The 26089-nt window shown below is 58.1% G+C and carries 32 protein-coding genes; 12 read left to right on the top strand and 20 right to left on the bottom strand.

Features of this window, described 5'->3' with window-relative positions:
* Positions 1 to 10: 10 nt before the first annotated feature.
* Together AC2TDA_RS08210 and AC2TDA_RS08205 are read right to left on the bottom strand one after the other, a co-directional pair.
* Positions 11 to 619 (bottom strand): LysE family translocator, encoded by a 609-nt coding sequence (locus AC2TDA_RS08210; RefSeq protein WP_480845324.1) that lies wholly within the window; start codon positions 617 to 619, stop codon positions 11 to 13.
* A 104-nt stretch (positions 620 to 723) separates the two neighbouring features.
* Positions 724 to 1164, bottom strand: coding sequence for a DUF4399 domain-containing protein (locus AC2TDA_RS08205; protein ID WP_480877414.1), 441 nt, complete (start codon positions 1162 to 1164; stop codon positions 724 to 726).
* A 228-nt stretch (positions 1165 to 1392) separates the two neighbouring features.
* Here AC2TDA_RS08205 and AC2TDA_RS08200 point away from each other — a divergent pair, with 228 nt between their 5' ends.
* Positions 1393 to 2298, top strand: coding sequence for a LysR family transcriptional regulator (locus AC2TDA_RS08200; protein WP_480845322.1), 906 nt, complete (start codon positions 1393 to 1395; stop codon positions 2296 to 2298).
* A gap of 49 nt (positions 2299 to 2347) precedes the next feature.
* On the opposite strand, the gene AC2TDA_RS08195 is transcribed toward AC2TDA_RS08200, so the two are convergent.
* Positions 2348 to 3265: a hydrogen peroxide-inducible genes activator gene (locus AC2TDA_RS08195; protein WP_480877416.1), complete on the bottom strand. Its 918-nt coding sequence runs from the start codon at positions 3263 to 3265 to the stop codon at positions 2348 to 2350.
* A 98-nt stretch (positions 3266 to 3363) separates the two neighbouring features.
* On the opposite strand from AC2TDA_RS08195, the gene AC2TDA_RS08190 reads away from it, so the two are divergent.
* Positions 3364 to 4326 carry a sodium-dependent bicarbonate transport family permease gene (locus AC2TDA_RS08190; protein WP_480877418.1) on the top strand — a complete coding sequence of 321 codons (963 nt, stop codon included), beginning with the start codon at positions 3364 to 3366 and terminating at the stop codon, positions 4324 to 4326.
* On the opposite strand, the gene AC2TDA_RS08185 is transcribed toward AC2TDA_RS08190, so the two are convergent.
* From AC2TDA_RS08185 to AC2TDA_RS08170, 4 genes are read right to left on the bottom strand one after another with little or no spacing between them, the layout of a single operon-like run.
* Positions 4319 to 5221: an OmpA family protein gene (locus tag AC2TDA_RS08185; protein ID WP_480877420.1), complete on the bottom strand. Its 903-nt coding sequence runs from the start codon at positions 5219 to 5221 to the stop codon at positions 4319 to 4321. The two genes, AC2TDA_RS08190 and AC2TDA_RS08185, sit on opposite strands and share 8 nt — an antisense overlap.
* Entirely contained in the window at positions 5218 to 5790 is a 573-nt protein-coding gene (locus AC2TDA_RS08180; protein ID WP_480877421.1) for a peroxidase-related enzyme, read from the bottom strand. Before AC2TDA_RS08180 ends, AC2TDA_RS08185 begins: the two co-directional genes overlap by 4 nt.
* 10 nt (positions 5791 to 5800) lie before the next feature.
* The gene (locus AC2TDA_RS08175; protein WP_480877423.1) at positions 5801 to 6511 is read right to left on the bottom strand and encodes a GNAT family N-acetyltransferase; all 711 of its coding nucleotides are present in this window, start codon (positions 6509 to 6511) and stop codon (positions 5801 to 5803) included.
* Positions 6508 to 7230, bottom strand: coding sequence for a competence/damage-inducible protein A (locus tag AC2TDA_RS08170; protein WP_480877425.1), 723 nt, complete (start codon positions 7228 to 7230; stop codon positions 6508 to 6510). The genes AC2TDA_RS08175 and AC2TDA_RS08170 overlap by 4 nt, the downstream gene beginning before the upstream one ends.
* Before the next feature lie 50 nt (positions 7231 to 7280).
* Here AC2TDA_RS08170 and sfsA point away from each other — a divergent pair, with 50 nt between their 5' ends.
* Positions 7281 to 8003, top strand: a complete 723-nt coding sequence (gene sfsA, locus AC2TDA_RS08165) for a DNA/RNA nuclease SfsA (RefSeq protein WP_480877426.1) — start codon at positions 7281 to 7283, stop codon at positions 8001 to 8003.
* Between the two features lie 45 nt (positions 8004 to 8048).
* On the opposite strand, the gene AC2TDA_RS08160 is transcribed toward sfsA, so the two are convergent.
* Positions 8049 to 9710 (bottom strand): tetratricopeptide repeat-containing sulfotransferase family protein, encoded by a 1662-nt coding sequence (locus tag AC2TDA_RS08160; protein ID WP_480877428.1) that lies wholly within the window; start codon positions 9708 to 9710, stop codon positions 8049 to 8051.
* Positions 9711 to 9901: 191 nt separating this feature from the next.
* On the opposite strand from AC2TDA_RS08160, the gene map reads away from it, so the two are divergent.
* Positions 9902 to 10714, top strand: coding sequence for a type I methionyl aminopeptidase (gene map / locus AC2TDA_RS08155; protein ID WP_480877430.1), 813 nt, complete (start codon positions 9902 to 9904; stop codon positions 10712 to 10714).
* Here map and AC2TDA_RS08150 read toward each other — a convergent pair.
* The 4 genes from AC2TDA_RS08150 to AC2TDA_RS08135 form a co-directional block, all read right to left on the bottom strand.
* On the bottom strand, positions 10702 to 10881 hold the full coding sequence (locus AC2TDA_RS08150) for a hypothetical protein (protein ID WP_480845309.1): 180 nt from the start codon (positions 10879 to 10881) through the stop codon (positions 10702 to 10704). The two genes, map and AC2TDA_RS08150, sit on opposite strands and share 13 nt — an antisense overlap.
* Before the next feature lie 24 nt (positions 10882 to 10905).
* On the bottom strand, positions 10906 to 11541 hold the full coding sequence (locus tag AC2TDA_RS08145; RefSeq protein WP_480845308.1) for an HAD family hydrolase: 636 nt from the start codon (positions 11539 to 11541) through the stop codon (positions 10906 to 10908).
* An 88-nt stretch (positions 11542 to 11629) separates the two neighbouring features.
* Positions 11630 to 12190, bottom strand: coding sequence for a 16S rRNA (guanine(966)-N(2))-methyltransferase RsmD (gene rsmD / locus AC2TDA_RS08140; protein WP_480845307.1), 561 nt, complete (start codon positions 12188 to 12190; stop codon positions 11630 to 11632).
* Positions 12187 to 13398 carry an NAD(P)/FAD-dependent oxidoreductase gene (locus AC2TDA_RS08135; RefSeq protein WP_480877432.1) on the bottom strand — a complete coding sequence of 404 codons (1212 nt, stop codon included), beginning with the start codon at positions 13396 to 13398 and terminating at the stop codon, positions 12187 to 12189. Before AC2TDA_RS08135 ends, rsmD begins: the two co-directional genes overlap by 4 nt.
* A 99-nt stretch (positions 13399 to 13497) precedes the next feature.
* On the opposite strand from AC2TDA_RS08135, the gene AC2TDA_RS08130 reads away from it, so the two are divergent.
* The 4 genes from AC2TDA_RS08130 (at position 13498) to AC2TDA_RS08115 (ending at position 15015) form a co-directional block, all read left to right on the top strand.
* Positions 13498 to 13983, top strand: coding sequence for a redoxin family protein (locus AC2TDA_RS08130; protein ID WP_480877434.1), 486 nt, complete (start codon positions 13498 to 13500; stop codon positions 13981 to 13983).
* A 103-nt stretch (positions 13984 to 14086) separates the two neighbouring features.
* Positions 14087 to 14332, top strand: coding sequence for a glycine zipper 2TM domain-containing protein (locus tag AC2TDA_RS08125; protein WP_480877436.1), 246 nt, complete (start codon positions 14087 to 14089; stop codon positions 14330 to 14332).
* Positions 14333 to 14343: 11 nt separating this feature from the next.
* Positions 14344 to 14691: an EF-hand domain-containing protein gene (locus tag AC2TDA_RS08120; protein WP_480877438.1), complete on the top strand. Its 348-nt coding sequence runs from the start codon at positions 14344 to 14346 to the stop codon at positions 14689 to 14691.
* Between the two features lie 15 nt (positions 14692 to 14706).
* On the top strand, positions 14707 to 15015 hold the full coding sequence (locus AC2TDA_RS08115; RefSeq protein WP_480877440.1) for a hypothetical protein: 309 nt from the start codon (positions 14707 to 14709) through the stop codon (positions 15013 to 15015).
* Here AC2TDA_RS08115 and AC2TDA_RS08110 read toward each other — a convergent pair.
* From AC2TDA_RS08110 to AC2TDA_RS08095, 4 genes are read right to left on the bottom strand one after another with little or no spacing between them, the layout of a single operon-like run.
* A complete protein-coding gene (locus tag AC2TDA_RS08110; RefSeq protein ID WP_480845298.1) occupies positions 14998 to 15303 on the bottom strand; it encodes a 4a-hydroxytetrahydrobiopterin dehydratase in 306 nt (101 codons plus the stop codon). The two genes, AC2TDA_RS08115 and AC2TDA_RS08110, sit on opposite strands and share 18 nt — an antisense overlap.
* Positions 15300 to 16487 carry a GNAT family N-acetyltransferase gene (locus AC2TDA_RS08105; RefSeq protein WP_480877442.1) on the bottom strand — a complete coding sequence of 396 codons (1188 nt, stop codon included), beginning with the start codon at positions 16485 to 16487 and terminating at the stop codon, positions 15300 to 15302. Before AC2TDA_RS08105 ends, AC2TDA_RS08110 begins: the two co-directional genes overlap by 4 nt.
* Positions 16488 to 16532: 45 nt before the next feature.
* A complete protein-coding gene (locus AC2TDA_RS08100) occupies positions 16533 to 17303 on the bottom strand; it encodes a glycerophosphodiester phosphodiesterase family protein (protein WP_480877444.1) in 771 nt (256 codons plus the stop codon).
* Positions 17300 to 17755, bottom strand: a complete 456-nt coding sequence (locus AC2TDA_RS08095) for a RidA family protein (RefSeq protein ID WP_480845294.1) — start codon at positions 17753 to 17755, stop codon at positions 17300 to 17302. Before AC2TDA_RS08095 ends, AC2TDA_RS08100 begins: the two co-directional genes overlap by 4 nt.
* Positions 17756 to 18102: 347 nt before the next feature.
* On the opposite strand from AC2TDA_RS08095, the gene AC2TDA_RS08090 reads away from it, so the two are divergent.
* A complete protein-coding gene (locus tag AC2TDA_RS08090; RefSeq protein ID WP_480845495.1) occupies positions 18103 to 18867 on the top strand; it encodes an MlaA family lipoprotein in 765 nt (254 codons plus the stop codon).
* Complete coding sequence (locus AC2TDA_RS08085; protein WP_480845293.1) at positions 18857 to 19465, top strand: MlaC/ttg2D family ABC transporter substrate-binding protein; 609 nt, start codon at positions 18857 to 18859, stop codon at positions 19463 to 19465. The genes AC2TDA_RS08090 and AC2TDA_RS08085 overlap by 11 nt, the downstream gene beginning before the upstream one ends.
* Before the next feature lie 56 nt (positions 19466 to 19521).
* Here AC2TDA_RS08085 and AC2TDA_RS08080 read toward each other — a convergent pair whose 3' ends face one another.
* The 4 genes from AC2TDA_RS08080 to AC2TDA_RS08065 are packed head-to-tail and all read right to left on the bottom strand — an operon-like array spanning position 19522 to position 23690.
* Entirely contained in the window at positions 19522 to 20619 is a 1098-nt protein-coding gene (locus tag AC2TDA_RS08080) for an ABC transporter ATP-binding protein (protein WP_480877446.1), read from the bottom strand.
* A 4-nt stretch (positions 20620 to 20623) separates the two neighbouring features.
* On the bottom strand, positions 20624 to 21523 hold the full coding sequence (locus AC2TDA_RS08075; RefSeq protein ID WP_480877448.1) for a carbohydrate ABC transporter permease: 900 nt from the start codon (positions 21521 to 21523) through the stop codon (positions 20624 to 20626).
* On the bottom strand, positions 21516 to 22388 hold the full coding sequence (locus tag AC2TDA_RS08070; protein WP_170545878.1) for a carbohydrate ABC transporter permease: 873 nt from the start codon (positions 22386 to 22388) through the stop codon (positions 21516 to 21518). Before AC2TDA_RS08070 ends, AC2TDA_RS08075 begins: the two co-directional genes overlap by 8 nt.
* 57 nt (positions 22389 to 22445) lie before the next feature.
* Positions 22446 to 23690, bottom strand: a complete 1245-nt coding sequence (locus AC2TDA_RS08065; protein ID WP_480845288.1) for an ABC transporter substrate-binding protein — start codon at positions 23688 to 23690, stop codon at positions 22446 to 22448.
* Between the two features lie 219 nt (positions 23691 to 23909).
* Here AC2TDA_RS08065 and AC2TDA_RS08060 point away from each other — a divergent pair, with 219 nt between their 5' ends.
* Positions 23910 to 24647 (top strand): response regulator transcription factor, encoded by a 738-nt coding sequence (locus AC2TDA_RS08060; RefSeq protein WP_480845287.1) that lies wholly within the window; start codon positions 23910 to 23912, stop codon positions 24645 to 24647.
* Entirely contained in the window at positions 24644 to 26086 is a 1443-nt protein-coding gene (locus AC2TDA_RS08055; protein ID WP_480877450.1) for a sensor histidine kinase, read from the top strand. The genes AC2TDA_RS08060 and AC2TDA_RS08055 overlap by 4 nt, the downstream gene beginning before the upstream one ends.
* Positions 26087 to 26089 lie beyond the last annotated feature (3 nt).

The raw sequence follows: 26089 nt of genomic DNA, 5'->3' as shown, positions 1-26089 counted from the left end.
CGAGTGAGGGTTAATCTGACAACGCCAGCTTGACGCCCAGCGCTCCGAAAACCGTAGCAAAGCAACGCTTGATCCACGCCATGACGGATGGGCGATGAATGACGTAGTCCCGGGCAAGGGCAGCGCACGCGCCGTACCCGATGAAAACAACAAAGGTCATGGCCATGAAAGCAAGGGCAAGTTTTACCAGCTCGAGCCCTGCATGCATCGTGTCAGCGGGCAAAAACTGGGGCAGGAAAGCCAGAAAGAACAACGAAAGTTTCGGGTTCAGGACGTTGATCAAAGTTCCGGTCACTGCGATTCTGAAATACCCCTTGCTCGTTTTCTCGGCGTTGACCTCCATCGCCCCGCCATCCTTTACAATGCCCCAGGCCATATAAAACAGGTAGAGCACGCCAAGATACTTGATGAACTGAAAGGCGAGCGCGCTGGTATGCAGCAACGCTGCGAGGCCGACGATGCTGGCGACAGCAGCGGGCACGATCCCAAGTGTACACCCGGCGGCGGCAGCAAGACTTGCCCGGAACCCACGCCCGAGGCCGACGGCCAAAGTGTAAATCACGCCGGTACCTGGCAACAGCACGACAATCAACGATGTGAGAAAGAACTCCAGCGACATGCACGCCCCTCAAAAAAACAGTTGCCTGCAAGGTTCCCCATCCACCGGGGAATGTAAACACTGTCGGAATGTTGGGGCTTGGGCAACAATCGCCCGCTGGGCACCTATTCCACAGTAATCGTGATCACCTCGGACACAATCGGCGTCGCATGCGGCACGTGTCCGGCGTCGCCCAGAACCAGCTGCAATGTGTGCTCGCCGGGCGGCAGGTCCAATATCACCTCGGTCTGGCCACCGCCGAAATGCAGATGATTGTCATCTGATGGCAAGCCATAGGCCAGCTCATCGGCGCCATCTTCACCCTCGCCCAGAGGCGGGCGGTCGACCAGCAGATGGTGGTGGCCGGTGTTTTCCTTTTCAGTTCCCGCAGGCGCGACGCCCATTCCGCTGAGTCCAAAGATCACAGTAACCGGCGAGGTTACGGTATCCCCGTCCGACAGATTCGCGAAATAGACCTTTGCGTCGGGGTTTGACGGTGTTTCACCGCCGGCCAAGACAAAAGTGGCGGTCAGACTAAAAAAGACGGCTAATAAAAAGGCTTTCATGATCTCCTCCCAGGTCACAAATTTGCCATTCTCAGCATAGCACAGTTGAACAGAAAACCGGAAAACCGTGCCTCACAAGGTCGATAGGCGTTTTGGAAACCACCGTTTCCACGTTTCCCAGTTGAAGACGATCCAAATCAAAACCCTGATATTATCCCATGTCTGCCCCGTTCTCGCCCAGATTGAGCGCAATAGTGAGACAACCAATAGAAGACCTGGGGTACGAGAATGGATCGACTAACCGAAATGGAGGCCTTTTCCAACGTGGTGGACCAGGGGGGGTTCACCGACGCGGCCAAAAAAATGGGCATTTCCAAATCGGCAGTGTCGAAGCACGTATCGAGCCTTGAGGCACGATTGGGTGCACGGCTGCTGAACCGGACGACGCGCCGGGTTTCACCAACCGAGATTGGCTTGGCCTATTATGATCGCGCCCGACGCGTTCTCAATGACGCAGGCGAAGCGGACGCGTTGGTGACTTCGATGCAATCTGCACCGTCGGGTTTGTTGCGGATCAGTGTCGCGACGGATTTTGGCGTAAACCACTTGTCTCCGGTTCTCTCAGAGTTTCTGACGTCTTACCCCGACATTACAGTGAACATGGTGCTGAATAACCGCTACGTGGAGCTGATTTCCGAAGGATTTGACGTTGCCGTCCGTATTGGCGAGCTGGAAGACAGCACCCTACGCGCGCGCAAACTGACCGAGACCGTAAAACGCATGGTCGCGGCGCCGAAATATATCGAGCAATTCGGCCGCCCTCAGAAGATCGATGATCTGAATGAGCATAAGCTGCTGCATTATTCCAGCCAGTCTTCGGGCAGTGTCTGGAAGCTGACCGCGCCGTCTGGTGAAAAGCGCCAAGTGCGCACCGCCGGCTGGCTGAGTGTCAATGACGGGCAGTCGTTGCTGAATGCAGCTATCTCGGGCCTGGGGATCGCACATCTGCCAAGCTATCTTTATGCAGACGCGTTGAAATCCGGGCTGGTCGTGGACGCAATGCCGTCGCTGCCGGATGAGGTTCAGGGCATTTACGCCGTGTACCCGCCGGGCCGCTTTACGCAACCCAAGGTACGGGCATTCATTGATTTTCTTGTCGAGTCCTTTGCTGAAAAAGGCACGATGGACTGGTAATAATCTCCCTGTGGCAACTGTAAGCCCGCGCCGGTTTGCGCGGGCTTTTTTATTCGTTGATGACTGATAGCCCCATTGCCTTGGCGACCGCACGCAACGAGTTCGTCAGAACCGCCTGACCCGGCAAGGGACTTTCTGTTCGACGAGCGAGCAACGCAATATCGCGATTGGCGTTAGTTATGCTCAAAGGACGCAGACGCACCTCATCCCGGTAGAAACCCTGCCTGCGCGCATAGAGATCGGGCAGTACAGCCACCCCCACGCCCGAGGCCGCCATCAAAACAATGGAATCCAGAGTTGTGCCTTCATATTCGTCCGAAACCACACCGCCGCATTCCGCAGCAAGCGCATATACGATACGGGACAGGCGGTGGCTCTGGTCCAGTGTCAGGAACAATCGGTTTTTGAGATCGGCAGCCGTAGCCCCCTGCAGATCGCTTGCCAGTATGTCATCCACGGCCACGGCAACCCAAAGGGTTTCGTTAAACAGCCGCTGTTGCATCGTGTTAGGGTGATCCTCGGGAGTCGACAGGATCAAGTCAAAGCGGCCTGACTTCAGGCCCAGCTCCAGATCGCGGGTGTTTTCTTCCCGAACGATGATGCGGAGGCCGGGGCGCATCCGGTGCACCTCTTTGATCACTTGCGGAAGCAAATAGGGTCCGATTGAGGGCAATACACCCAAACGAAGGCGCCCGCCGACCGGTGTCTCGCTGGTCATGGCATGGCGCAGGTCTTTCACGTCCGCCAGGATTTTTTGCGCACGCGCGATGAAGTCCTCACCTCTCGCCGTCACGTGAACGCCGCCCCGGTTGCGATCGAATATTCGGACGCCAAGCTCTTGTTCCACGGTCGCAATCTGGGCTGACAGGCTGGGCTGGCTGACATTCAGCACCTCTGCGGCCAGGCTAAAGCGTCCAAGGCGGCTGACAGTGACGATGTATTCCAACTGACGCAGAGTGGGCCGCATATCTATAGTTTCAACCTAACCAAATCTTAGCAAGATAGTATTTGTTGAGTTCGATTTTGCAAGGCACCTAGCCCGGAACGAGGGAACAGGAGCCTGTAATGCCAGGGGTTATCGAGACGCTTTCCAGTAATCTGCTGGTGCCGACTATATTGTTTTTTGCTCTTGGGCTGCTAGCAGCCTTTGCGCGTAGCGATCTGTCGATTCCCGGTGGAGCGGCGAAATTCTTGTCGTTGTACTTGTTGCTGGCCATCGGTTTCAAAGGCGGCAGTAGTCTGGCCGCGCACGGCATTCATCAGGACCTGTTTCTGACGCTATTGGGCGGTGTGGCATTGTCATTTGCTATTCCATTCGTGGGCTTTGGTCTGCTGCGGGTGATGACGCGACTGGATACGCTGAACGCGGCGGCTGTTGCCGGACATTACGGCTCGATCTCAATTGTGACCTTTGTCACCGCCACCAGTTTGCTGGATCTGACAGGGCTGGACCATGACGGGTTCATGGTCGCCGTCGCCGCAGCGATGGAGGTACCCGCGATCCTGTCAGCACTGTTGCTGGCGCATAAAACAGGCGGCAACAGAGTTAAAGATGACAAAATCTGGCAGGACCTGCTGGCCAACGGGTCAATCGTGCTGCTGACAGGGTCGTTCCTGATCGGAGCCATCACAGGCGGTAAAGGAATGCAGATGATTGCGCCTTTCATCGTGACGCCCTTCACTGGCATTCTGTGTCTATTCCTGTTGGATATGGGCCTGTCGGCGGGCCGCAGCCTGATCCGGAACCGTGACAAGCTGTCGGTTGGGCTATTTGCCTTCGGCATGCTGATGCCGCTGATCGGCGCAATGATGGCGTGGGCCATGGGTATGATAATCGGATTGCCCCAAGGCAGCCTTTTCCTGTTCATGGTGCTGGCGGCTTCGGCCTCTTACATCGCCGTGCCAGCTGCCATGAAGATCGCACTGCCCAAGGCCGAGTCCGGAATTTACCTAACCCTGTCCTTGGGCGTGTCCTTTCCGTTCAACATCACGGTTGGCCTGCCACTGTATCTGTGGTGGGTCAGTTGACCAGCAAAACCGCCTCGACCCGGCGATTGATGTCGCGGCCCGCAGGTGTCGCGTTCGAGGTAATCGGCGCCAGGTACCCGGCCCCTTGCGCCTCGACGCGGTCGGCGGCAACACCGTGAGCTTCGATCAGACGGGTGCGAACGGCCTCGGCGCGCCGGGTGCTGACTGCAATATTGGCCTGCAGTGCACCGGTATCATCGGTGTGCCCCACCAGAGCCAGCCGGGTGCCGGGATTATCAGTCAGATAGGCGGACAACAAAGCCAGCGAAGCAAACGGTCCTTCGCCCAGCGCCACTTCTCCCGTCCGGAAGTGCAAATCATCCAGAATTACATGCCCGTCTCGGCGCAGATCGGACAACAACCCACCCGATCCGTCAACCGTTTCTTCGATCACCAGAGGCGGCGTGGGTTTCGTGCCAACTGGCGTGACCCGGATCATCTGAACATACCCAGCTGGTGGATTGCGGCTGATCAGCAGAGTCAGAACCTCATCCCCGCGTGTCGCGGACAGGAAACGGTAGTCATGTATGGCCACATACATGTCGGGCGTCGGCACAACTTCTGTACCAAAGCGAAAATCGAAGCCGCCACAGGTCCGAGCCTCACATTCGAATTCAATCTCATACCCTTGCGCCTGAAGCTGGTCTCGCAAGGGGGCCAGAATTTGCAGTGTCGTGCTGGAACCCGCCTGCAATCGCCACGTGATCCGTTCGACCCGTCCTTCGACCGTGCGGGTGGGAACAGTGTCATCCGCAAAGGTCCCGACGGGCAAGTCGTAGCTGTCCAACGCGCTGGTGCGCTCGCTTACCTGGCGCGCACTGGCTGGCAGAGTCAGGTCTTGCGCGATAACAGGGTCGGCAAGCAGAACCATACACAAAGACAGAACTCGGATCATCGGGCCTGCGCGTGGTATTCGGGGTTTGGAACCATGGCAGTGGCGCTGGCGACGCGGTTGGTCATATTGAAGAACCCCGCCACATTCGCGATGTCCCAGATGTCGCGATCTTCGAAGCCTACTTCGCGCAGACGCTGACGGTCGGGCTCCTCAACCTCGGCGCTAGACGTGGTCATTTTGGCTGCGAAGTCCAGCATGGCGCGCTGGCGGTCATCCAGAGGTGCGACCCGATAATTCATAACCAGCATTTCTCCCAATTGCGGATCGCCGGAAAGTTGGCGAACGGCCGCGCCATGGGCGACGAGGCAATAGAAACACTTATTGATGGACGAGACGACCACAGCGATCATCTCGCGTTCCAGTTTGGATAACGCGCTGTCGGCCAGCATCAGATCGTTATACATCGCGGTAAACGTGTTCAGCTTTTCGATGTCAAAAGCATTGGCGCGCAGCACATTGGGGATCATGCCCAGCTTTTCGACGCAGATATCAAAGTACTTCTGCGTCTCGGGCGGCAGCGGGTCTACCATCGGTAAATTCAGCGCGGTGGGCATTTCCTGATCGGTCAATTCGGTCTCCTCAGACGCGTTGCCGGTAGTGGTATTCTCCGACGATCTCCATCCCAAGCGAGTGGTAGAGGCCGTTGGCCCCGGCATTCGCTTTGGTACAGATCACGCTAAGGGTCTGGGCCCCGTTGTCCAGCGCCCAAATGGCCGCGGCACGCATGGCCCATTGCCCCAGCCCCTGACGGCGATGTTCGGGCAGGATTTCCACCGCATGCACCATGGCTATTCCGTTGTGAATCGCGACAAAGCCCGCGCCCGCCGGCTGATCCTTGCGCCGCATCAAAAGCCCGGTCTTTGTTCCCTGCACCCGATCCATGACCGCCAGACGTTCCGGACCGATGCCCCCCTGTGCCCAGATCTCGTGCATGATCGCAAGAGAGGGCCAGATGTTGAATATCGTCACACGCGGGATCGGCAGGTCTGTCAGGTGATCAACCGGACAAGAATAAATGTTCACAGGATCCAGGATATCATACCCACGATCTGCCAGCTGACCGTCCAGCACCTCGTCACCGGGGCGCAGGCAGAACAGGCGTTTCTGCCCGATGGCCAGCATCGCAGCCTCGGCCGTATCAATGTCGGCGCTGCTTACATCGCCCAATCGGCTGGCTGCTGACACGCGGGATCCGCCGCCTTGACCATGACGCAACTGCAGTGGGCCCAGCTGCTCGAACCGCGCAGCGGGCCAAGTGGCGTCGACGATTTCAGCCCAACTGACGCTCACAGTTCAAGCTCTTTGGCAAGGCGGGTCATGGCGGCGTCAACGCGCGCGCCTTCGGCTCCCCGGACCACCACGTTGGCGCCAAAAACGCCGTTCATCTGGAACGGATAGCATCCAATAGACAGATCCGAGAACTCCTCAGCAAGAACCGTCAGTGTGGCGGCGATATCGCCCTCTCCACGATCGACACGCAGGGTTTGGGACAACAGGGGGCTTCCCCCCGTCAGACCAGGCAAGACACTTGCCACCATGGCCTGGAAGATCACCGGAATACCGGCCATCACATGCACATTTCCGATGCTGAAACCCGGCGCGGTCGACACTGGGTTGTCGATCAGCTCCGCCCCGTCCGGAATGCGCGCCATGCGCAGACGGGCTTCATTCAGTTCCAGACCTGACTTCTCATAATGTATCTCAAGCAAGGCCCGCGCATCCGCACGGACATCAATTGTCGCGCCAAACGCCCGCGCCATACAATCTGCGGTTATGTCATCATGGGTCGGACCGATGCCTCCACTGGTAAAGACATGGTCGTACAGCTGAGACAGAGCCTTGATCGCAGGTTCTATCGCCTGGGCATCATCGCTTACAATGCGCACTTCCTTCAGGTCGATCCCATGTTTGGTCAATTCCTGCGCCAGAAAATGCATGTTTGCGTCGCGGGTGCTGCCCGACAGAATCTCATCCCCGATCACAAGCATCGCGGCAGTTGGATTGGCCATGGAACCCTCTCCTCTTGATCGACTGTCAGGGCAGGTATAGGCCCTTGGCCATGCGATTTGAAACCCCCCTTGTGCCCGCCCGCCTGATCCGACGCTACAAACGCTTTCTGGCTGATTGCAGATTGGAAGACGGGCGTGAGGTAACAGCGCATTGTGCCAATCCCGGCTCGATGATGGGACTGGCCGAGCCGGGCGAGAAAATCTGGCTGGAACCAAATGACGATCCGAAGAAGAAGCTGAAGTACGGCTGGAGGCTGGTCGATCATGAGAATGGGCACTTCACCGGGGTTGACACCTCGGTGCCCAACAAAGCTCTGCGCGCAGCGTTGGAGGCTGGTGAGATACCCGAATTGGCAGCATATGAATCCGTGCGGGCCGAGGTGAAATACGGCGAAAACAGCCGCATCGACTTCCTGTTGACCCAACCCGGATTGCCCGATGCCTATGTCGAGGTCAAAAGCGTCACCCTCTCACGCCAACCCGGACTGGCGGAATTCCCCGACAGCGTCACCGCTCGAGGAACCAAACATCTGGGTGAACTGGCGGCAATGGTGGCACTGGGGCACCGGTCAATCATGCTTTATCTGGTACAGCGCACAGATTGCGACCGATTTGCGCTGGCGTCAGATATCGACCCGACCTATGCCGCCGCATTTGAGGTAGCACAGGCCAAGGGCGTCGAGCGGCTGGTCTACGGGACGCGCATTTCGCCCAAAGGAGTTTGGGTGGACATACATCGAATGAGTGCCATCGCTTTGAACGGTACTCACTAGAGCTGCTCAGAATTGTCGCGGGCCAACCGTAAAGCTAACTGCGAATTATGTTTCTTCGCTTAGGTCCGGCCACAACTCTGTATCCAGACCCTGAATAAACGGTTCAAGCTGATCCGCGACTGTCCGCCAGCGCCCGACTGAAGACGCGCTGACCGGTTTACGAACCTGCAAACTGCTGGCCGTTTTGACGGCATCCGACGATTTTTGCGGCGACAGCATGCTGTCTTCGAAGGGCAGATCGCACATCTGTGCAAGCTCAGCGGCGGCGGCGTTCAGATTGTCGACCAGATATTCGTATTGAATGTTGTGAATGCGGCCCGGCAGTTGGTTTTGCCAATGCAGCATGTAGCGGCGATAGCGATTGGCCTCGGCCGCCATCCATTTGAAGTCATGGGTGAAATAGAGACCTGCAGCGCCAAAATGCGTGCGCCACATAGAAAGCGCGACATCTCGCGGATCCCTCTGAACATTCAGAATGACCGCGTTCGGGAAAGCCTGTGCCATAGCGCCAAGGAACGCATAGTTGCCCGGCGCCTTGTCCACAAATGCCACTGTGTTTTCCGCAAGCTTCGGAATGTAATCGATATAGAAATCCGCCAGTTTCTGCGCCTGCTGCCCCTCGGATGACTGGGCTTCGGCTTTCCTGGCCCATTGATGAACACTGGCGAGCTCTCCCAGCCCCTGAACACCGGAATGCGCCGCCAGAATGCGCTCGACAAGCGTTGTGCCGGATCTGGGCAAGCCGACAACGAAGATCGGGCGCGGTGCATCTGGACGCGGATCAGCCGAGGCGACGGGCAGAGGCGCAGCCAGCCGTTTCCGGCAATCCTTCGCACTGCGCTCTTCCCATTCTTGGAAGCCCTCTTTCAGCAACGTGTGGGCCTCGGTCAGGTGATGCATCTCCTGCGCAATGTCTTTATCCTGCTTCGCTAGGCCAGCAGCCGCGAAGTGAGCCATCGACGCTGCTTCCCTGTTGGGCAGTTCAGCGCCGAGCACTTTTGATATCTGGGTTTTCAACGCCGAATAGTCGTCCGGCGATAGGTTCGGAAGCGTTGCCATGAACTCAAGAGCCTCGGGAAAGCCGGGGGCAAGCGCAAACGCCGCGCGCGCATGTTTCAGCGCTTCATCCAGCTGCCCCACCCCAACCTGAGCCTTGGCCAGACGCAATTGACCATAGTGGAACTTTGGATGCTGCCTGACAAGCGCCGTCAGCACGCCGATGGCCCGGTCCCACTGATGCATTTCGTCCAGTATGTCCGCCTTCAGACAATGCGCCTGCAAGTTTCCCGGCTGGCGTTTCAGTACCAGTTCAATTGCGGACAGAGCTTTTTCCGTCTCACGCTCCCGCAGCAATGCCATTGCCCGTATGAACTGCTGAGGCGGTGTCAAAGGTGCCTTCGCCCCAATCTTTGCGAAGAACCGCAATGCTGCGTCTGCATCCCCGCCCTGAACCAGACTCAGCCCGTAGTTTTGAATCAATTCAGGATTTCCCGGGTCCAGCCGCCAGGCTTGTTCGAGATGCGTCTGAGCCAGCTTGAATTTTTGTTGCTGGACAGCACACAACCCCGCAAGCCTTGGCAATGCCGGCACGTTTGGCCACTTTTTGGCAGCCTTGGTTGCCCGCTTGAAAGCACGTTCCGGCCGGCCGTTTTTGAGCAGATCAGCAATGCTGGAAATCTCGGCCCTCAACTGGTCAGCTTTTTGCATTGCTTTGCCCTTCTGTCGTTTGCGCAACCTGCAACAGTTCGCCTCGTGCTAGTTCATTCTGTCCGCAGGGTCCACCTGCGATGACGCGTTTGGCCGCCGCGGCCTTTACATTGTGACCCTGCACCCTCTGGTACTTTCTGCACAAGCAGCGTAAAAGGAGTGCTGCGCGAAACATTTGGAGCCTAGCGTCGATGAAAGAACATCGTGGCCGTCTGACCAAGGACGGTATCCGCATCTATGAACAGGGTGACTTTGCCGGGATGCACACGGCAGGGGCCTTGGCCGCGCGGATTCTTGACGATATTGCGGAACACGTCTTTCCCGGCCAAAGCACGGGCGAGATCGACCGGACCATCACACAGATGGTCGAGGATGCCGACGCAAAATCGGCGACTATTGGCTACAAAGGCTACCAACACGCCAGCTGTATTTCGGTCAACCATGTGGTCTGCCACGGAATTCCGGGCGACAAGAAGCTGAAGGATGGCGATATCCTGAATATCGACGTCACCGTCATCGTCGACGGCTGGTTCGGCGATACTTCGCGCATGTATGTTGCCGGGAAACTGCCGCGCAAGGCCGAGCGGCTGATCCAGGTGACCCATGACGCGCTGTTCAAAGGCATCGAAATGGTCAAACCGGGCAATACGTTCGGCGATATTGGCCACGCTATCCAGGCCTATGTCGAATCACATCGGATGAGCGTGGTGCGCGATTTCTGTGGTCACGGGCTGGGCCGTGTGTTCCACGCGCCGCCCAACGTTCTGCATTACGGTCGTCCGGGCACTGGCGCCAAGCTGGAAGAAGGTATGTTCTTCACCATCGAGCCGATGGTGAATCTGGGCCGCCCCGAGACCAAGACATTGGCCGACGACTGGACCGCTGTGACCCGCGACAAGTCACTGTCGGCGCAGTTCGAGCATTCGGTGGGGGTAACCGCTGATGGGGTCGAGATTTTTACCCTGTCACCGGGCGGCAAATTCCACCCGACCTATTCGTCCTGATCCGCGGCCTGCTCGCGCAGTACTTTCAATAACAGAGTTTCACTGCCCCACGGCGTAATCGCATCGTGAATGAATACTGGCGCGCGCATGGGCTTGGGGTCCGGCCCGGTCTCGGTTTCGGCGTCCTGTGAAAAGGCCCACAGCGGAGGGGTCAGCGTGCGATCCATACGCCGGATATTAGCACGAAGGGGTCAAATTCCCAAAAGCGCCGGAACCTCGGCCATGTCAGTAAACAGCTCGGCCCCGAGGTCCGCCAGCTTTGTGCCATCTCCGTGCGGAGCATAGGCCAGACAGCGCATATTGGCGCGGATTGCGGCGGTAACTCCGTTCTGACTGTCTTCGATGACGACCGCGGAAGAGGCGCCGAACCTTTCTGCCGCCTTCTCAAACATCGTCGGGTCCGGCTTTGCAGTTCCAAGCTCATGCGCCGAATACATGACGTCGCTGAACCGGTCCCACAGGCCGTTCTGGCCCAGTGTGATTTTCATCTTGTCCGGGCTTCCGTTCGACGCGACGCAGAACGGAATGCCCTGCTGATCCAACGTTTCTATCAAATCGGGAATGCCCGACACCAAAGACACACCGGCCCGCAGGCGGTCATAGGTTTCCGCGTATACCTGATCAACCCAGTCATCAGGCAACTCTGCGCCCAGCGCCCGCGCCTTGTCGCGAACTCCGGTCATGGTGCCACCGAGGAAAAAACCAACGCTGTCCTCGAAGGTCAGGTTCAACCCATATCGCGCCAGGTTCTCGACCAATACCTGATTGGACAAGGGCTCGCTATCCACCAGGACGCCGTCGCAATCAAATATGACCAGATCATGCATGTGGACCTCCGCCTGCTTCAGGGTTTGACGTAGCCGAGGGATCGGTCACATGCAAATCGGCAATCGGCACCAACCCGCCCGACTTGTTTCAACCTGAAACAGTCCTCCACATCAAAGAGATATGCGTATCACCGTATTTCCGCGCGTCCTGCAGGTCGAACCCGGTGGGGGCAGCCATCGGGGCGTTTTCTTCCCAGACCAACAGGGCGTCATCACTAAGCCAACCTCCGGCAATCGCAGCGGCAATCGCCTTCTGGCCCAAGGATTTGCCATAAGGTGGATCAAGAAAAATCAGGTCATATGGCGCACCGGGATTATCAGCCAGACGCGTTGCATCCCGCCGGATCAGATCTGTTCGATCGGCGCTGTGGGTGAGGTCGATATTCTTGCGGATCAGACCCTGCGCCACACGTCCGTCGTCTACGAATGTCACGTGGTCCGCACCGCGCGACAACGCCTCCAGGCCCAGCGCGCCAGTACCGGCAAACAGATCGAGCACACGCAGGCCTTCGAAATCGATCTGGTGGGTCAGCACATTGAACAGGCTTTCGCGAACCCGGTCGGTGGTAGGGCGCAGATGCGCACCCGCGTCGCCTTTGCCGACCGAGGCCAAGGCACGGCCCCGGAAATCCCCGGCAATGATCCTCACGCCTTGAGCAGCGGCTTCAAGTCCGCATCCGGGTCAGCCACGATTGCCGGATCGGCGGTCTTACCGGAATCAATCAGGCGTTTGCCGACCATGTAGGCGCGCGGGTCGTTCATTGCATCCACCGCGATCAGTTGATCACCCTTGTAATACCAGAAAGACACGGTCTGCCCCTCGCCCTTGCGAGTGACGACACGGTCATAGCCCGTGTTCAGACCCGCAATCTGCAATTTGATGTCATACTGGTCCGACCAGAACCACGGTGTAGCCACATAGTCTTTGGCCGCACCCAGCATGTTCTGCGCCACGACTTCGGCTTGATCGATCGCGTTTGGTACGCTTTCCAGGCGAATGCGGTCACCTTGATGTGGGAAGGACGCGCAATCGCCCGCCGCCCAGATCGACGGGTCGGAGGTGCGGCCATGGGCATCGGTCTTGATGCCGTTGTCCAGCTCGAGCCCTGCCATTTCGGCCAGTTGGGTCGAGGGCGCGATGCCCACACCGACGACAACGAAATCGACGTCCAGCTCGGTGCCGTCTGTCAGCGCTGCCCCGGTGACTTTGCCGTTTTCGCCCAGCAGGCGGTCGAGTCCGACCCCTTCGCGAATGTCGGCACCGTATTCGCTGTGAAGGGTGCGGAAATAGTCGCTGGTTTCAGGTGCAGCGACCCGCTGCAGGATGCGGTCAGCCATCTCGACCAGAGTCACCCGGACCCCGCGCTTGGCGCAGACCGCTGCGGCCTCGAGCCCGATATAGCCACCGCCGACAATCAGCGCACGTGCACCTTCGGTCACATAGGGGCCCATATCGTCGACATGCGCCAGATCACGCACCACGTGGACGCCCTCCAGATCGCCACCGATGGCGGCGGGTAAGCGGCGCGGGTCCGATCCGGTCGTCAGGGCCAGTTCGTCATAGGAAATCACCTCATCGCCCAGCGTCACAGTCTTGGCCTGCGCGTCGATCCCAGTCACCGGCTGACCCAGTTTCAGGGTGATGTTGTTTTCAGCATAAAAACTTTCGGGCCGTAGATACAGGCGCTCCAGCTCCATCTCGCCCAGCAGATAGGCTTTGGAAAGCGGCGGGCGCTGGTAGGGCAGATGCGGTTCGGCCCCGATCAGGGTGATGTCACCTTCGAACCCGTCCTTGCGCAACCTGGCGACAAGCGATGCCCCCGCCTGTCCGGCACCTATCACTACTATATGGCTCATATTCCTCCCGCCCTGTCTTCTTTATGTGGTCTCGTTCCCTTGCCCACCTATATTGCGGCGGGGACCGACTCTGCAAATCCAAATAACAGGAGCTTCTAAATGATTTCAGCCGGCGATACTCTGCCCGATGCGACATTGATCCAGAATGGAAACGACGGCCCGGAAGAGGTTCGGGTTTCGGAAAAGACCAAAGGACGCAAAGTGGTGATCTTTGCCTTGCCGGGTGCGTTTACAGGCACGTGTCATTCGAAACACGTTCCCAGTTTTATCCGCACGAAGGATCAGTTCGATGCAAAGGGCGTGGATGAAATCATCTGTGTCTCGGTCAATGATCCCTTTGTCATGAAAGCCTGGGGCGAAGCCACCGGAGCAACCGAAGGAGGCCTGACCATGATGGCCGATGCGGCATCCGAATTCACCAGGGCGGTCGGCATGGAATTTGATGCGCCGCAAGTCGGCCTGTTCTCTCGTTCCAAGCGCTATGCGATGTTGGTCGAGGACGGTAAGGTCGTGGCCTTGAATCTTGAAGATGACCTGGGGGCATGCGAGATTTCGTCTGGTGAAGGGTTGCTGGAGAGGATCTGAGCTCGGTGGCTCCTGGCGCTGACCGGACGGCATGATTCCTATTTAACTTGATACAACGCCCCGATGCGCGAATACTTGGCGCATTCAATCAAGGAGTTCGTTGATGAGGCTTAAGGCGATTACGTTTATTCTCGGTTGCTCGGGCGCATTGGCAGCCTGCGGACCGGCCCCGACACCGCAACAACAGGCTGCGCGTCAGCACGAGATTGCATGTCTCAGCGGAACTCTGGGCGGTGCTTTGATCGGTGGTGCCATCGGCAACCAATTCGGCGGCGGGTCGGGTAAAACCATCCTGACGGCTGCCGGCGCGGCCGCCGGTGGTTTCGAAGGTCAGAGATACGCGTGCTGAGGAGAATTGAGATGAAAACCGTAACTCCAGTGATCCTGACCCTGATGATGACCAGCGCAGCCATGGCCGAGAGCGTCGCGGAACTGCACGAAGCCGAGTTGAAAGCGATCGACACCAACAATGACGGGTTTCTTTCCAAGGAAGAGTTCAACGCGTTCTCGGACTACGCGTTTCAGGAAATGGACGATGACAAGAACGGCACTCTGGGTCAGAGCGAAGCCAAGCCCTTTCTGGATATCAAACAGTTTCAGTCTGTTGACCGCGACGGCGACAGCCTTATTTCCAGGGCTGAGTATGACGCGCAGATGAACGATGACTTCAACGCGGCCGATCAGGATGGCAATGGCCGTTTGGACTAGCGGCAGGAGCATGAAATGAACAAATGGATCGGATTGGGCGCAGTTGCCTTGTTGGCGGCCTGCGACGCACCGCAGGCACCTGTAGTGACGGGGCCGGACGGGCAGGTAGGCATCCAGATCAATACCAGTGGATTGACGTGTTACAATACGCGTTGTCTGGACATCAATCCCGCCGCGCGCAGTGTCCGGTCCGTCGGCAACCGTACGACCGGCATTCCCGGCAACATCGACGTCAGCGATGGCACCGTAACCCCGGCCGAGTTCGAACAAATGGGTGTAGCCGCGATGCTGGCGGGCGGCATGGGATCAGGCGGTGATCGATAACAGGCTGTCCATCTTACGCGCCAATTTGGCGTCCAGAGACGACAAACCGCCTACATCGTGGGTAGAAAGCACCACCTCGACCGTTCGATAGACATTGGACCATTCAGGGTGGTGATTCCATTTCTCGGCAAAGATCGCCACCTGGGTCATCCAGCCGAATGCGTGGACAAAGTCTTCGAAAATGAAGGTCTTGGTAATCGCGTCACGGTCTTCGACCATGGTCCAGCCATTTCTGAACAGCGGGTCCAGCAGCGGGCCGCGGGTCTCGGTCGACAATAGTTCGGTCATTGCTGTTCCTCCGGGTTCGATTTCCTGAACGGACCGTAATCCGTTAGAATCTCGATCTCTTCTCCCACTGCATGGGCCTCGGTGTCCAGATATTTCGCAACGGCGTCCGCAAAGCCCGGATCGCCGATCCAGTGCAGGCTGTGCGTTTGCGTAGGAAGGTAACCACGCGACAGCTTGTGTTCGCCCTGCGCACCGGCTTCGACACGGGTAAGACCGTGGGCAATGGCAAAGTCGATCGCCCTATAATAGCACAGTTCGAAATGCAGGCAGGCGTGATGCTCGACACAGCCCCAGTATCGGCCATAGAGCACTTCGCGCCCGATGAAGTTCAACGCGCCCGCGATAGGGTATCCGTTTCGCTCGGCCAGAACCAAGGCCATGTCATCGGCCATGGTTTCCTGCACGATATCAAAGAATTGCCGGGTCAGGTACGGTGCGCCCCATTTGCGGGATCCGGTATCCTGATAAAAGCGCCAGAAGGCATCCCAATGCTCGGGCCGAAGATCAGCACCGCTCAGAGTACGAATGTCCCCGCCAAACCCACAGGCCAGCGCTCGCTCCTTTCGGATATTCTTGCGTTTGCGCGAAGACAGGGCGGACAGAAATCCATCAAAATCCGAATAGCTGTCATTCAACCAGTGAAATTGCTGCGAGGTTCGGGTCATCAGGCCCATCTGCCCACCCGCCAGCGCCTCGGCCTCGGTGCAAAACGTGGTGTGCAGGGACGACACCTGGTTTTCGGCAGCCAGTTGAACAGCACCCTGCACCAGTGCGGACATGCCCACAGCGTCGTACCCGGGTCGGACAAGAAACCGCCGCCCCGTGGCCGGGGTAAACGGAACCGCGATCTGCAGTTTCGGGTAATACCGCCCGCCAGCGCTTTCATAGGCATGGGCCCAGCTGTGATCGAAGATGTATTCGCCTTGGCTGTGGGATTTGACGTACATCGGCGCCGCACCGATCAGCATCCCGTCCATATAGGCAGTCAGGTACTGTGGCTGCCAGCCGGTGCCGCGCCCTACCGAACCGCTCTCCTCAAGCGCGGACAGAAATCGATGGGTGGTAAAGGGATCAAGCGGGCGTCCGCCATCCGCGGCTTCGGGGCAGGCGCAATTGTCCCACTCGGTCGCAGAAATCTGCGAAAGCGAGCCCAGAACCCGTACTTCGATTTGTGCCTGATCCATGTCCCCTCCGCGCCTGATCATTATTTGTGACAGCGCGGGGTGGGTTCAAGCAGGATGTGCCGCCAAATACCCTTCGAAGGTCACATTGTCGGCAACCTTGCGCGCTTCGGCCTCTTGTTCCGGCGAGCGAACAGTCCAGCACAGGATCGGGACGCCCTGCGATTTCAGCTCCGCCACGCGAGGACGGGAAAGGTCTGCGGCCTCGTGGCTGATGAAACTTGCACCGACACGAGTGAAATCCGGAATGTCACGCAAGTGGTCGCACACGTGCGAAGGCAGACGCTCAACCTTGGGCTGGTAAGCACACGTTACAATACCGCGCGGCAATTGCGGTGCCAGACGCGCCAGTTCCGCGACGGAGTTGGGATTGAAGGACATCAACGCCACAGGTCCGTCATAGCCCTGCAATGCGCGAACCGCATCGGCCTCGAGCGCACCGATATTCGTGCCCATCGCGCCATCCTGATCTTTGAATTCAATCAACAGGGGAACACGGCCGGCAACCAGTTCCAGCACCTCATCCAGAGTCGGAATACCTTCGCCATCCGAATGCAATAGCGAATGCGAATGCGCCTGCGTTGCCGTGATCTGCTGGATCGGACCCGACTGCCCTGTCAGGCGTGTCAGGTCGTAGTCATGAAACACCATTGCCTGACCATCAGCGGTCAGTTGCAGGTCGATCTCGATTCCGTAGCCTTCGTCGACCGCGGCGCGAATGGCCGCCCGGCTGTTTTCCGGGCGGTTGTCAGAAACGTCGTGCAATGCCCGATGCGCGATCGGGTGGCGCAGAAATTCTGCTGGAAGTGATGGCGTCATTGAACTTCGAAAATCCCTTCGATTTCGACCGCCACACCCAGCGGCAGGGATGCGGCACTGACGGCCGAGCGCGAGTGATGCCCGGCCTCGCCCAGCGCTTCGACCAGAAAATCAGAGGCGCCGTTGATCACCTGCGGCTGCGCCGTAAAATCGGGGGTCGAGTTCACAAACCCGGTCAATTTGATCACACGCACCAGTTTTTCAATGTCGCCGCCACAGGCCGCCTTGACCTGGGCCAGCAGGTTTATGGCACAGACTTTCGCCGCCGCTGCGCCTGCCTCAACATCCATGTCATCACCCAACCTGCCGGTGATCAGATTGTCGTCCTTGGAAATCTGACCCGAGACATAAACGATGTTGCCCACGCGCACGAAGGGTACATAGTTCGCTGCAGGTGCTGGCCCGTCCGGCAGATTTACGCCCAGGCTGTCCAATTTGGCCGCGATGCTCATGAGTTTTTCCTCACCTAAAATTCGACTCGCGCGGACGCTAACCGGGATGAGGCGACTGGGAAAGCCAGAAACCTGAAATTTTGCCGACTGCCACGGTCTGAGCGTAACTTCTCTTATTCCGATGATCGTTCTTTCTGTCACTTTACCGAAATGTATTGGTCGGGTTAAAGGCTAGGTGTTTCCATTCGAGCTTGAAACTTTTATGTGTCAGCAACTTGAGGCCCCGAAGACCAGCCATAGCACTAGTGATTGAAAGCCTGGTGATTCCGAACCGGCGATCTGGAGTAACAAAGACCGTGTCGAGCAGAGTCCGTTTGAAGCACTTTTTTATTCTGTCCGTCATCGCCATGCTGAGCGCATGCGCATCGCAACCGGCCGAGCAAGCGGCGCGTGGCGAGATATTCGATCCCTACGAAAATGCAAACCGGGGTATTCACAAATTTAATTTGGGCCTGGACCGGTTTCTGTTTCGCCCGGCGTCAAAAGGATATGTAAAGATTGTGCCCGACCCGATGGTCACAAGCTTTAACACGTTTGCGGAAAACATCTCGCTGCCCGGTCAGGCAGTGGATTACCTGTTGCAGGGCAACCCGAAACAAATGGGCAATGCGTTAGTTCGGTTCTTGATCAACATGACTGTTGGCGGTGTCGGATTATCATCCCCTGCAGATGAACTGAACCTGCCGCCTGTCGACACGGACTTCGGCGAGACCCTGCATGTCTGGGGTTTTAGCGAGGGTGCGTATGTCGAGCTACCGTTCTATGGCCCGTCGACTACGCGCGATGCGGTCGGGGTTGTGGTCAATCTATTCTCGAATCCGATCAATTTCAGCCCAACGCGCCCGGCAGACAACCTGGGTGTTTATGCCGAGATCGTGCGCCGCATGGGTGACCGCGGGCGGTTCTCGGATACTGTCGATTCGATACTGTATGAAAGTGCGGACAGTTACGCCCAGGCGCGCACGATCTACCTACAAAATCGACGCTTTGAACTGGCAAGGGACGACGAAGAGGCCTATCTGGGACTCTATGACGACCCTTATGCCACAACCGGGACCGACCCAGTCAGGGACCCCTATCTCGACCCCTACGAGGACCCCTATGCCGAATAACCTGTTGAACCGCCGCCGCTTTGTCGCAACTGCCCTGACCGGGCTGACGGTCGCAGCTTTGCCGCTGCCCGCTTTTGCACTTACCGAAGCCGGAGCCAAGCAACTGGTCGATAGCGTGGTGGCCGACATCACCCGTGTCATCGAGTCCGGTAAATCCGAAAATGCCATGCTGCGCGATTTTCAGAAGATTTTTGTGCAATATGGCGATGTGCCGATCATGGCCCGTTATGCGCTAGGTGCTGATGCGCGCACGGCCAGCCCGGCCCAGCTGCGTCAATTCACCAAGGCGTTTCAGGGCTATATTTCCCGCAAATACGGTCGCCGTTTCCGTGAGTTCATCGGCGGTGAAGTGACGGTTCGCAACGCACGAAAAATCAAAACCGGTTACGAGGTCAGAACTTCGGTCAAACTGCGCGGCTCATCCCCGTTCGAAGTGACTTTTCTGGTGTCGGACAAATCCGGCAGCGGCAAGTTCTACAATATGTTCATTGAAGGCGTGAACCTGCTGCTGACCGAACGCACAGAAATTGGCGCAATGCTGGATGCACGCAAAGGTAATCTGGATCAACTGATCAAGGATCTGAAAAAGGTCGGCTAAGCCTGCCGTAGCTTTCCAAAAGGCCGCCGCGCGATCATTTCGCGCGGCGTTTGTTTTTAATTCAGCCGTTCACCGGTTTCCTTGGCAAAGTACGAGACTTTGCTCATGTCGAAGGCGAGGTTCAACATCTGACCCGCCTGTGCACTGGTTTCTGCATGCAGCCGGGCCGTGACCTGTTTGCCGCCCAGTTCTGAGACGACGTAGGTGTCCGCTCCGGCCGGTTCGACCATGTCGACCATACAAGCGGCCTCTTGCACGCCGGCACCTGCGCGGAATCCGGCTTCGGCAATGTCTTCTGGGCGCAGACCCAGGATCACGTCATTTGGCAGGGACAGGTCGCGGGCATCGTTCAGCACCAGAGTTTCGCCCGCATCACGCGCGATCGATATCTGCGTGCCCGATCCGCTACTCGTCGCCTGCGCCGGGATTAGGTTCATCGCGGGTGAGCCCATGAAGTCGGCCACAAACAGATTGGCGGGGTTGTTGTAAATCTCCGCGGGGCTGCCGATCTGCTGTACGATGCCGCCTTTCAGAACCACAATCTTGGTGGCCAGCGTCATCGCCTCGATCTGGTCGTGCGTTACATAGACAATCGAGGCATCCAGCGTCTGGTGCAGTTTCTTGATCTCGGTCCGCATTTCGACCCGCAGTTTCGCGTCGAGGTTCGACAGCGGCTCGTCAAACAGGAACAGCTTGGGATCACGCACCAGCGCCCGACCCATCGCCACTCGCTGACGTTGACCGCCCGACAACTGGCTGGGGCGGCGATTCAGCAGCGGTTCGATCTGAAGTAACGAGGCCACATCTTTTAGCTTGGCGTCCTGCGTGGGCTGATCGACGCCGCGCACCTTCATGCCAAAGGTGATGTTCTTGGCCACCGACATGGTTGGATACAGCGCGTAAGATTGGAACACCATCGCGATGTCGCGGTCCTTGGGACTGACATGGGTCATGTCCTTACCACCGATGGCCAGCGTGCCGCCGGTGATCGGCTCCAGCCCTGCAATACAGTTCAGCAGAGTGGACTTGCCGCAGCCCGATGGTCCGACCAGCACCAGGAAATCGCCCGGCTCGATCGAGATATTGATGTCCTTCAGAATCTCGGTCGCGCCGTAATTCTTATAGAGATTGTTGATGTCGAGAATGGGAGCCATGAGTCTATCCCTTCACAGAACCGGCGGTCAGGCCGCGGATGAAATACTTACCGGCAACGACATAGACGAGCAGCGTCGGCAGCCCCGCGATAATCGCGGCGGCCATGTCGACATTGTACTCTTTGACGCCGGTGGTGGAGTTTACGATGTTGTTGAGCGCCACGGTCACGGGCTGCGTTCCCGCCTGGCTGAACGACACGCCGAACAGGAAGTCGTTCCAGATCTGCGTGAACTGCCAGATCACGGTCACCACGATGATTGGCAGCGACAGTGGCAGGAAGATCGACCAGAAAATCCGCAGGAACCCGGCCCCATCTACGCGGGCTGCCTTGGTCAGCTCGGACGGAATGGTGACATAGTAGTTGCGGAAAAACAGCGTGGTGAAGCCCAGCCCGTAGATGACGTGGACAAAGATCAGGCCCGGAATGGTTCCGGCAATCCCCATCATGCCCAGCAGACGCGCCATGGGCAGCAGAACAACCTGAAACGGGATAAAGCAACCAAACAGCATCAGCGAGAAGATGATGTTGGCGCCTTTGAACCGCCACTGCGCCACGACGTAGCCGTTCAGCGCACCTAGCAGGGTCGAGATGGCAACTGCAGGGACCGCGATCAGGACCGAGTTCCAGAAGTAAGGCCGCAGGCCTTCACATTGGATACCAGTACAGGCGCCGGACCATGCGGTTTTCCAGGCGTCAAAGCTGACCTCGCGGGGCAGTGAAATCAGGGACCCGGTGCGGATTTCCTCAAGGCTCTTCAGCGATGTGGTCAACATCACGAACAGCGGCATCAAGTAATACAGCGCGAACAGGCCCAGCAGGACATACAGCAGCCAACGCAGGGCAATCTTGCCGGTGGCGCTTTGGGTGCGGGTTTCGGTATGGGGCATCGACAGATCAGTCATTTTTCGCCCTCAGTTCTGAGTAAAGGTAAGGAACCACGATGGCAAAGACGACCAGCATCATGATCATCGCGGAGGAAGCCGCCTGACCAATGTCGCCGCGCGAGAAGGCCATTGCGTACATGTAGGTTGCTGGCAGATCGGTCGCGTAACCCGGACCGCCACCCGTAAGGGCGATGACAAGGTCAAAGCTCTTGATCGCAAGGTGGGCCAGCACGATGAAGGCGGACAGGAAGATCGGGGCCATCGAGGGGATGATGATCGCCGTATAGATACGCCATGTGGGGATACCATCGACCTGCGCGGCCTTGATGATTTCACCATCCACCGACCGCAGACCGGCCAGGAACAGTGCCATCACGAAGCCCGAGCTTTGCCAGATGGCAGCCATCACAATGGTGTAGATGGCGTAATCCGGGTTCACCAGCCAATCAAACTTGAAGTTTGTGAACCCCCAGCCCTGCACCATGGACTCAATGCCCAGACCCGGGTTCAGAATCCACTTCCACGCGGTACCAGTCACGATCATCGACAGCGCCATCGGGTACAGATAGATCGTCCGGATGGCCCCTTCGACGCGGATTTTCTGATCCAGCAGGATCGCCAGCAACAGGCCCAGCACCATCGCAATCACGATGAACAGCGCGCCAAAGATATACAGGTTGTTGATTGCCGTATCCCAGCGGGGTGAGTCGAACAGGCGTTCATACTGGATGAATCCCTTGATCTCGTATTTCGGCAGTAGTTTCGATCGGGTTAGCGACACCCATGCGGTCCATCCGATAAATCCGTAGACAAAGATCAATACGGCGATGAACGACGGTGCCAGCACCACCTTGGGCAGGTGGTTTTCCAGCCATTCGGACATTTTAGCCTCCGGGGAAAGGTGCTCTGCCCCTCAGTATAGGGGGCAGAGCGTATTGGATCAGTAGCTGTTTGCCACTGCGTCCGCCAGTTGCTGAACTGCGTCAGCCGAGGACATATCCGAGTTGAAATGCGCGGTCACAACATCCGTGATCGCACCGGCCTGCGAACCGCGCAGCGCCATGCCATGGGCATAGGACGGCAGCAGCGAGCCACCCGCCGAGGTCGAACCCATGTCTTCGGCCGAGATCTTGGCGCAGATGTCGAACGCATCCAGTGCAACATCGGTCCGTGCCGGGATCGAACCCTTGTTGAGGTTGAACACTTCCTGGAAGTTCGGCGCAACGATCAGCTTGGCCAGAAGTTCCTGACCGGCGCGGTTGTCGTCACCTTCCACTTCGAACATGGCAAAGCTGTCGACGTTGTACAGATATCCGTCGCCGGGGGTCGAGGCGCACAGGAAATCTTCGCCGGGGGTTTTGCCAGCGGCCAGGAATTCGCCCTTGGCCCAGTCACCCATGATCTGGAACGCCGCTTCGCCATTCATCACCATAGCGGTGGCAAGGTTCCAGTCGCGACCCGAGAAGTTCTCGTCCACGTAACCGCGCATTGTGCGCATCTGATCAAAGACCTGTACCATGGTGTCCGAAGTCAGCGTTTCGGGATCCAGGTCCACAAATGCTTTCTGATAGAACTCGGGACCACCGAGACCCAGCGCGACCGCCTCAAAAACGGTGGCGTCCTGCCATGCCTGACCGCCGTGGGCCAGCGGGATCACACCAGCAGCCTGCAGTTTTTCCGCAGCGGCGTTGAACTCATCCCAGGTTGTGGGCATTTCGATGTCATTGGCGGCCAAGATGTCGGCGTTCGCCCAGATCCAGTCGATACGGTGCACGTTTACCGGCGCCGCGCACCATGTGCCTTCACACTGCATATGTCCCGCGATCGATGCAGGAAGAACATCAGCCCAGCCTTCAGCTTCGGCTACGCTGGAAATGTCGGCCAGAACGCCTTCTTCGTACCATTCCTGAATGGCCGGGCCTTTCAGCTGAACAGCCGTCGGCGCGTTGCCAGCCAGAACACGGGCGCGCAACGCGGTCATCGCCGCATCTCCGCCACCGCCAGCAACCGGCATGTCAGTCCAGGTGCCGCCGTTCGAGGCGAACTCTTCCTGCAATACGGCAACCGATTTGGCTTCCCCACCCGAAGTCCACCAATGCAGGACTTCAGCCTGCGGTTCGGCCACAACGGACGACCCAGCCGCAACGGCCAAAGTCGAAACGGTGGCAAATGCAAAACGCTTCATTTTTGTCTCCTCCCTGAGAATCCCTTGCCGCCGAGACGGCAGCCATGTGCGTAATACTGCGACCAGAATGACGTCTGGCAACGGATAATCCGGGCCAAAGCCCTGACGGATGGGAATTTTCCACCGCTTTTGTTACAGCATGTTACGTTGACCTTGAATCTGTTGCAGATCGTTACAATTGGCGGCAACACCGGAGGACAGATTGGGAGGACAGACAACGTGAGCATTCCGCGACTCTTGGTGGTGGATGACGATCCGGAGATGCGATCAATGATGACCCAGTTCTTTCAGCAGAACGGATTTATCGCCCTGCCCGCCAGTTCGGAAAAGGATGTACGATCGCACCTGACCTCGGGGCGGATCGACCTGATCCTATTGGACGTGATGCTGGGAGACGAGAACGGAGTTGAAATCTGCGCTCGGCTGCGACGCGAACAGGATGTGCCGATCATTCTTGTCTCGGCTCTTTCGGCGGATCATCAACGTATGGCGGGATATGAGGTCGGTGCTGATGATTACATCGCCAAACCGTTCAACCCTCAACTGCTGCTGGCTCGCGTCCGGGCGGTGATGCAACGGGCGCGGCGAACCTCGTCACTGGCCTATCGCCGCCGCACACGTACGTTTCACTTTGGGGGCTGGACCTATGACGGCAAACGGGACGAAGTACACTCTCCTGAAGGGTACCTGGTGTCCCTGTCGCAGCGCGAGACCGCATTGCTTAAGGTTTTGTTGGCCAATCCGCACATTCCGTTGACCCGGGACGAAATCGCCGCTGCCCTTGATGTCACCGGTGAAACCGACAAGCCCGAGGCGCAGGGACGCGCCATCGACATGCTGGTGGGGCGCCTGAGATCCAAGATCGAGACCAACCCGAAGGACCCGCAAATGCTGCGGACCGAACGCGGTGTGGGATATGTCTTTGCTGCTGAGGTCACGGTGGAAGAGGACGCATGACCCTGCGCCTGCGCAGTCTGGGCTGGATCTGGTCTTTAGGGGGATTTGCCTCGGGGTTGCTGGCGGCTGGGCTGTGGTTTGCTTCCTCGCAAGCCTGGGACAGGTACCTGACGCGATCCTTCGTGGCGGGGTTTTCGGTCTATGAAGAGTTGCGCACGGGCATCGCGCCGACGACCGCCATTTCCATAACACCTTTGCCCCCAGAGGCTGCCGCCCTCGCCGAAGCTGGCATGTTCGAACAAATGCCCGGGTTCTCTGGCCGCCGTTTTGTCACCAACCTGTCTATTCTGACGGATAGCTCCTCGCCGCTAAGCGGACGCGAACTGACGCTTGCGGTGATGTCGGACCGGCTGGTTTATCCGATTTCGGGCATCGTTTCCGAAAGCGACCAGACCGGACCAGAGAAACTGGGCAACCTGACACGCCTTCTTGCCACTTATTGCAGTGAACCGATTCTGATAGCGCAATTCGGACGCGGCCCTTGGCAACAGGTGGACGGGACCGGTATCTGGGGATGCAAGGCGGCTCCTGCGGACCTTCGCTTACCTGCCATTCTCGCTGCCGTCGTAACTTTGGCCGTCATTCTGACATCAGTCGGAAATGTCTCTGACACATTCACCCGCTTCTCACAGGCTCTGCGAGACCGCAGGCGGCGCGGTGGGCCTGACAGCTATGACGCAGACGGGCCGGAAGAGCTGCGCGAGATGGTTTCTGCCGTAAACGATCATCTGGATGACGAGCGCTCACAGCTGGAAAAACGTGCCATCGTTTTGTCAGGCGTCAGCCATGACCTGGGCACGCCCGCGACTCGCGTCCGCCTGCGCGCCGCACTGATCCCCGACGCCGAATTGCGCGAAAAGCTCGAAGCCGACGTGGACCAGATGACCGGCATGATAGAAAGCGTTCTAACTTATACGCGCTCCGAGCTGAGCGTCGAGGAACCGCGTCAGATTTCACTTACCTCTCTCGTCGAGTCGATGGTCGCCGATTACCAAGACATGGGACAGCCCGTGACCCTGAAAGAAGTGGCTCCGGTTACAGTCGAAGGCGCTCCGTCTGTCTTCATGTCCCGCAGGGGCCGGGGATCCCTGACCGAAACCCGGCGCATTCTGGTCACGGCGCGCCCGATCACATTGAAACGCGCATTGACGAACCTGATCGACAACGCCCTGAAATATGGACGCCATGCCGAGGTCGCGCTGGAAACCGACGCGCAAACCGCCACCATCATCGTCGAGGACAAGGGTACCGATCTGTCTGTCGAGGATATCGAAGCGTTGCTGACGCCATTTCGGCGCGGCTCGAATATCGGGTCGTCTGACGGGTTCGGGTTGGGCCTGACGATCGCCACAACCGTTGCCGAGCAGCACGGTGGTACGCTGCAATTCGAAGCCGGGGAACAAGGCCTGCGTGCGCGGTTATTGATCACCCGGCAATAGGCG

The organism is Ruegeria sp. HKCCD6426 (assembly GCF_057221115.1).
The sequence above is the reverse complement of the archived record's forward strand: the minus strand, read 5'-3'. Positions and strand labels throughout refer to the sequence as shown.